Annotated in this window: 3 protein-coding genes; 1 reads left to right on the forward strand and 2 read right to left on the reverse strand. The window is 72.7% G+C overall.

Going from position 1 to position 6,383, the window contains the following annotated elements; translation table 11 throughout:
- Nucleotides 1-3,156, forward strand: a 3,156-nt coding sequence (locus D7V80_RS39840) for an adenylate/guanylate cyclase domain-containing protein (RefSeq protein ID WP_370452638.1), incomplete at its 5' end; no start/stop codon positions are given.
- Nucleotides 3,157-3,168: 12 nt separating this feature from the next.
- Here the strand turns inward: D7V80_RS39840 and D7V80_RS39845 are convergent.
- Both D7V80_RS39845 and mdoH read right to left on the reverse strand, forming a co-directional pair.
- The gene (locus tag D7V80_RS39845; RefSeq protein WP_120592996.1) at nucleotides 3,169-4,815 is read right to left on the reverse strand and encodes a M28 family metallopeptidase; all 1,647 of its coding nucleotides are present in this window, start codon (nucleotides 4,813-4,815) and stop codon (nucleotides 3,169-3,171) included.
- A 42-nt stretch (nucleotides 4,816-4,857) separates the two neighbouring features.
- A partial coding sequence (gene mdoH, locus D7V80_RS39850) for a glucans biosynthesis glucosyltransferase MdoH (protein WP_120592997.1) occupies nucleotides 4,858-6,383 on the reverse strand: 1,526 nt, incomplete at its 5' end.

Consider the following 6,383-nt stretch of genomic DNA (forward strand, 5'->3'; position numbering starts at 1 on the left):
GAGCGGGAGATGGGAGAGGCCTTCCGAAGACTCACGGTCGTCGCGCCCCCGGCCGACGAAGGCGCCTCCGTATGTGCTCCGCCGCCCGCCCGGCACCTGCCGCCCACCGGCTCGGTGGCGCTCGTCTTCACCGACATCCAGGGGTCCACGCGGCTGTGGGAGCGTTGCGGCCAGGCCATGCGCGACGCGCTGGAGCTGCATGACGGCGTGCTGCGCGCGCTGCTGCAAGGCACTGACGGCTACGAGGTGAAGTCGCAGGGCGATGCCTTCATGGTCGCGTTCGCGTCGCCGGTAGAGGCCGCGCACTGGTGCCTGCGCGCGCAGGAAGCGCTGCTGCACGCGAGCTGGCCAGAGACGCTGCTCGAAGAACCGGACGCGGCGGAGGAGCACGCCCCGGAAGGGCTGAGCCACCGGGGGCTGCGCGTGCGCATGGGCGTGCACGTGGGCGAGCCCGACTGCCGCCTGGATCCGGCCACGCACCGGCTGGACTACCTGGGGCCGCCGGTGAACATCGCGGCGCGGGTCGCGGGCGCGGGGCATGGCGGACAGGTGCTGCTGAGCGGCGCGGCGTGGGCCCGCATCCAGCCGGAGCTGGCGGCGCTGGGGATGCCCATCGCGCGCTCGCTGGGGTCCTTCCGCCTGCGCGGCGTGAGCGACAGCGTGGCGCTGGTGGAGCTGCTGCCCGCGTCACTCGCGCACCGCCGCTTCGGCCCCCTGCGCGCCCCGCGCGAGCGGCCCGGCAACGTGCCCACGCTGCGGCAGGACCTGGTGGGGCGCGCGGAGGAGCTGGACACCCTCCGCCAGTGGGTGTCCGAGGGCGCGCGGCTGATCAGCATCCTGGGCCCGGGAGGCATGGGCAAGACGCGGCTGGCCACGCACTTCGGCGCGCTGGAGTCGGACGCGGGCACCTGGGAGGGCGGCGTCTGGCGGTGCGACCTGGAGGAGGCGCTGACGGAGGGCGACCTCTGCCACGCGGTGGGCCGGGCCCTGGGAGTGCCGCTCACCGCGGACGGAGACGGCAGCACGCCCGCGGAGCGGCTGGGGCACGCGCTCGCGGGGTGTGGCGACGTGCTGGTCATCCTGGACAACGTGGAGCAGGTGGTGCGGCACGTGCCCGCGACGTTGGGGCGCTGGCGGGTGCTGGCGCCGTGCGCCCGTTTCCTCGTCACCACGCGAGAAGCCCTGCGCCTGCCCGGCGAGCGCGTGCTGGACCTGGCCCCGCTGAGCCTGCCGGATCCAGACGAGACGCGCTGGGATGTCCTCCTGCGCTCGGACGCGGTGCGCCTGTTCGTGCAGCGTGCCCGGGAGACGCGCGGCGACTTCATGCTGACGGACGCGGACACCCCGCGCGTCGCGGACATCGTGCGGCAGCTGGACGGCATCGCGCTGGCCATCGAGCTGGCCGCGGCGCGAGTGAGCGTGCTGGGCGTGGAGCAGCTGCGCGAGCGGCTGTCGAAGCGCTTCGACCTGCTGCGCGTGGGACGGCGGGACGCGCCCGCGCGACAGGCGACGCTGCGGGGGGCCATCGACTGGTCGTGGAACCTGCTGGAGCCCGCCGAGCGCGCCGCGCTGGCGCAGTGCTCGGTGTTCCGGGGCGGCTTCACGCTGGAGGCCGCCGAAGCCGTGCTGGTGCTGCCGGAGGGCTCGCCGGACGTGCTGGAGGTGGTGCACTCGCTGCGCTCCCAATCGCTCCTGTGCGCGCGCGAGGTGGGAGCGCCCGGCGGCTTCCTGCGCCTGGGGTTGTACGAGAGCATCCGCGAGTACGCGGCGCTGCGGCTGCGCGAGATGGGCGACGAGGCGGCGTGCGAGGCCCGGCACGCGGACACGTACCTCCAGGTCGCGGGCCGGCTGCGGGAGCGCGTGCAGAAGACAGGCGGCGCGACGGCGCTGCGGCGGCTGGCCCTGGAGCGCGAGAACCTGCTGGCCGCGTGCGACAACGCGATGGCCGTCCGTCCCGCGACCGCCGAGTCCTTGAGCCGGGCGCTGGAGACGCTGGTGGCGCTGGAGCCGGATGCGCGCACGCGTGGGCCGGTGGGGCTGCTCGTGGAGCGGCTGGAGCGGGTGCTGGAGTCTTCCGCCCACGTCGCCGTGGCGCCGCTGAAGCGCGCGGAGGCGCTCGCGGTGCTGGGCCGCGCGTACATGGACGCGGGACAAGCGGAGTATGCGCGCCAGGCCCTGGAGGAGGCGCGCGGCGTCTTCCACACGCTGGGCGAGGCGGCGTCGGAGAAGCGCGTGCTCGTGGACCTGTCCATCGTCGCCCGTCACGCCGGGGACGGGGCCGCCGCGTGGACGCTGATGCGCGACGCGCAGGCGCTGCCCTCCGGAAGCGACCGCTGGCTGGAGGCCTACGCGGTGGGCAACCTGGGCCTCGTCGAACAGGTGCGCCGCGGACCGGAGGCGGCCATCCCCCACCTGCGCGCGTCGCTGGCGCTGTTCCGCGAGGTGGGCGACGTGACGTTCGAGGTGGGCTTCCTCACCAACTGCGCGGTCGCCATCGGCGAGGCGGGCGACGACGGCGAAGCCGTGATGCTCCTGGGCGAGGCGCTGGGCCGCGCGCTGAGCGTGGAGGACCGCGCGGGCCAGGCGCTCGCGAGCATCAACCTGGGCTGCTACCTGATGGACGCGGGCGGCATCTCGGAGGCCTGCGAGCACCTGGAGTCCGCGGTGCGCCTGTCACGGCTGTTGGGGCAGCGGCTGCTGGAAGGCACGGCGCTGGGCGAGCTGGGCCGCGCCTCGCTCGCCCGGGGTGACTGGAAGCAGGCACGCGCGGCGCTGACGGAGGCGGTCACCATCCTGGGCCGCGCGTCCCGCTGGCAGGCCCTGCGGTTCATCGCGCACCGGGCCGCGCTGGACGCCGCGTGCGGTGACCTGCGCGCCGCGAGGGAAGGCTTCGCCGGCCTGGACGGCGCCCCCGAGCTGCGCGAGGACCCTGCCCTCTTCCAGCTCGTGGATCTGCTCCGCGCCGCGCTCGACCTGGCCGAAGCCGACGCCGCGCCCCCGCGAAGCGCCGAGGGCAACGACGCCAGGGCCGCCGCCCGCCGCCGCATCGAAGCGGCCCGGAACGCCCCACGCGAAACCGCGTCGTCCGACATCCGCTGCGCGCTCCGCTTCCTGGAGGCCCGCCCCGGCGTCAACGAGCCGCACCTGGATGCGTGAAGGCGCCGCGGATCACGGGGCCGGAGCCGTCCCCGGCTCCGACTTCGGCGCCGGCTTCGCGAAGCGGCGGAAGAAGCTGTCGTCGTTCCAGTACGGCCGGCCGGGAGCATCCGCCACCGTGTTCGTCAGCGCGGTCAGGAAGGTGATGAACCGCGCGGCGCCCCCGTGGTCCACGGGCTGCTGCGACAGGTCATCCGACGGCGCGTGGTAGCGCTCGGTGAGCCACTGCTTGAACACCTTCTGCTCCTCCGAATCCGGCGTGTAGCCGAACTTGAAGAACAGCGCGGGCACGCCCTCGCGGATGAACGAGTACTGGTCGCTTCGCACGAACAGGTTGCGGTCCGGCTCCGGATCCGGGAGCACCTGCACGTCCAGCTTCGCCGCCACCTCCGCCAGCGGCACCGCGAGCGAGGACTCGTCCTTGCCGTGCGCCACCACGGAGGTGAACGGCCAGTGGGGCATGAACATGTCCAGGTTGAAGTCCGCCACGATGGAGGTGATGGGCACCGGCGGCCGGGACGCGAAGTACTTCGACCCGAGCAGCCCCTTCTCTTCCCCCGTCACCAGCGCGAACACCACCGAGCGCTTCGGCTTGTCCTTCTGCTCATGCAGCTGCCGCGCGACCTCCAGCACCGCCGCCACGCCGGACGCGTTGTCCATGGCGCCGTTGTAGATGCGGTCCCCCTTCACCGGCTCGCCCACGCCCACGTGGTCCAGGTGCGCGCTGAGCACCACGTACTCCTTCGCGAGCACCGGATCCGTTCCAGGCATCACGCCCACCACGTTCATGGACTTGAGCGGCTTCACGTCGAAGGCCAGCTTCGCCTTCATGCGCAGCGGCAGGTCGAACTTCGGCAGCGGCTTGTCCGCGTTGGCCAGCGCCACCAGCTCCTCGTAGGTGTGCGGCGCGCCCTCCAGCCACTTCTGCGACCGCGCCTCGTTCGCCACCACCGCGACCTTCAGCCCGCGCGACTCGTTGAGCGACGGATCCGCGAACACCACCGTGGGGTTCTTGTTGGCGCCCACCATGCGCTCCCACGGCAGCTCCAGCAGCTTCGGGTTCTGGAGGTACACGACGCCCACGACCCCCGCCGCCTTGAGCACCTTCAGCCGCTCCTCCCACGAGGAGAAGTGCGACTTCACCGGCCCGGGGATGTTCCCCGGCCCGCCCTGGAGCAGCACCACCACCTTGCCCTTCAGGTCCAGGCCCGCGTAGTCGTCATGGCCCAGCTCGGGGATGGACAGGCCGTAGCCCACGAACACCAGCGGCGCCTCCACGGTGCCGTTGTCGCCCTGCCGCGAGGACAGCACGACGTCCTCGCCCTGCACCAGCGGCAGCGTCTTGCCGTCCTTCACCAGCGCGATGCTGGACTTCGACTCGATGAGGCGGCGCGACTGGAGCGCCATGGGCTGGAGGAAGCCCGTCTTCAGCATCGGCTTCACGCCCAGCGCGGCCAGCTCCTTGGACACGTAGCCCGCAGCCGTCGCATAGCCCTTGCTGCCCGTGTCGCGCCCCTCCATCGCGTCACTGGCGAGCACCTCCACGTGCTTCCACCAGCGGTCTTCTCCAACCTGGGGCTTGGGTGCGGGGGCCTCCGCGGCGAAGACCCCGGAGGAGACGAACAGCGCGAGCGTGGCGGCGGACGAGACCCGTTTCATGCCCCGGAGCATCCAGGGCGAAGCGGGCGCATGCAACCGCGATCAGGCCTGCACGCCCAACCGCCGGCCGCGCAGCTCCGACAGCGTGCGCGCGTCCAGCAGCACCGCGGACTTCTCCTGCGGGGACAGGGGCTCCACCCCGCCCGCCAGCAGCTTGCGCCGGGCGGAGGCCAGCGCCGCGGGGACGCTCGCCGCCGGGTGGGACTCCAGCAGCGCCAGGTGCAGCGCGTGCGCGCGAGGGTCGGTCAGCACGTGATCCAGCGCGTCGTCCACCGGCTCCATCCCCTCCTCCGCCAGTTCCTGCGCGCGCACCAGCACGGCGGGCGGCTCGGCCTCCTCCGGAATGAGGAGCAGGCCCTTCCGCTGCAGCCACAGGCCCAGCGACGCGCGGGAGGTGAAGACGGAGATGGCCGGGGCCAGCCACAGCCCCACGATGACCGGCGACAGCCACGCCAGCATTCCCGGCGCCACCGCGACCGTCAGCGCCGCGAGCACCCCGCCCATCACCATGTGCCACTTGTGGCGGCGCAGCGCCTCCGACCACGGCAGGTCCGTGTCCTCGCGCTGCTGGCTGGACCAGTTCACCTTGTAGCCAAACAGCGTCCCGAACACGAAGTGCGACTGGAAGAGCATCATCACCGGCGCCATCAGCGTGGACACCACGCCCTCCAGCATCACGCTCAGCACCAGCTTGAAGCGGCCTCCCATCCGCGTGGCCTCCTCGCGGTTCGCGAGCAGCAGGCCCAGGCCCATCAGCCGGGGGATCCACAGGAGCGCCAGCGACAGCGCCATCAGCCGCAGCGCGCCCACGGTGTCGAACGCGTCTCCGCCCGGCAGCGTGGACTGGAACTCCAGCAGCGTCGCGGGCGCGAAGAACCACTCGTGCAGCGCGGCGAACAGGCCCGCCACCAGGAAGATGAGCCACAGGGGCGACGCCACATAGGACATCACGCCCATGAGGAAGTGCATCCGGCTCATCGGGTGCAGGCCGCCCGCCATCACCAGCCCCAGGTGCTGGAGGTTGCCCTGGCACCAGCGGCGGTCGCGCTGCGCGTACGCGAGCAGGTCGGGCGGCGGCTGCTCGTAGCTGCCGCCCAGCTCCGGCACCAGCCACACCGTGTAGCCGGCGCGGCGCATCAGCGCGGCCTCCACGAAGTCGTGGCTGAGGATGTGGCCTCCGAACGGCTGCTGGCCCGGCAGCACCGGCAGGCCGCAGTGCTCGATGAAGGGCGCCATGCGCAGGATGGCGTTGTGGCCCCAGTAGTTGGAGTCCCCCAACTGCCACGCCGCCGCGCCCGCGGCCACGATGGGGCCATAGACGCGCCCGGCGAACTGCTGCAGCCGCGCGAACAGCGTGGAGCGCCCCACGTTCTGCGGCGGCACCTGGAGGATGCCCGCGCCCGGGTTCAGCTCCATCAGCCGGGCCATCTTCACCACGCTGTCGCCCGCCATCAGGCTGTCGGCATCCAGCACCAGCAGGAAGTCGTAGCGGCGGCCCCAGCGTTCACAGAACTCCGCCAGGTTGCCCGCCTTCTTGGCCGTGTTGTCGGAGCGGCGGCGGTAGAAGA

The sequence above is a fragment of the Corallococcus sp. CA054B genome (assembly GCF_003611625.1).
Lineage (GTDB): Bacteria > Myxococcota > Myxococcia > Myxococcales > Myxococcaceae > Corallococcus > Corallococcus coralloides.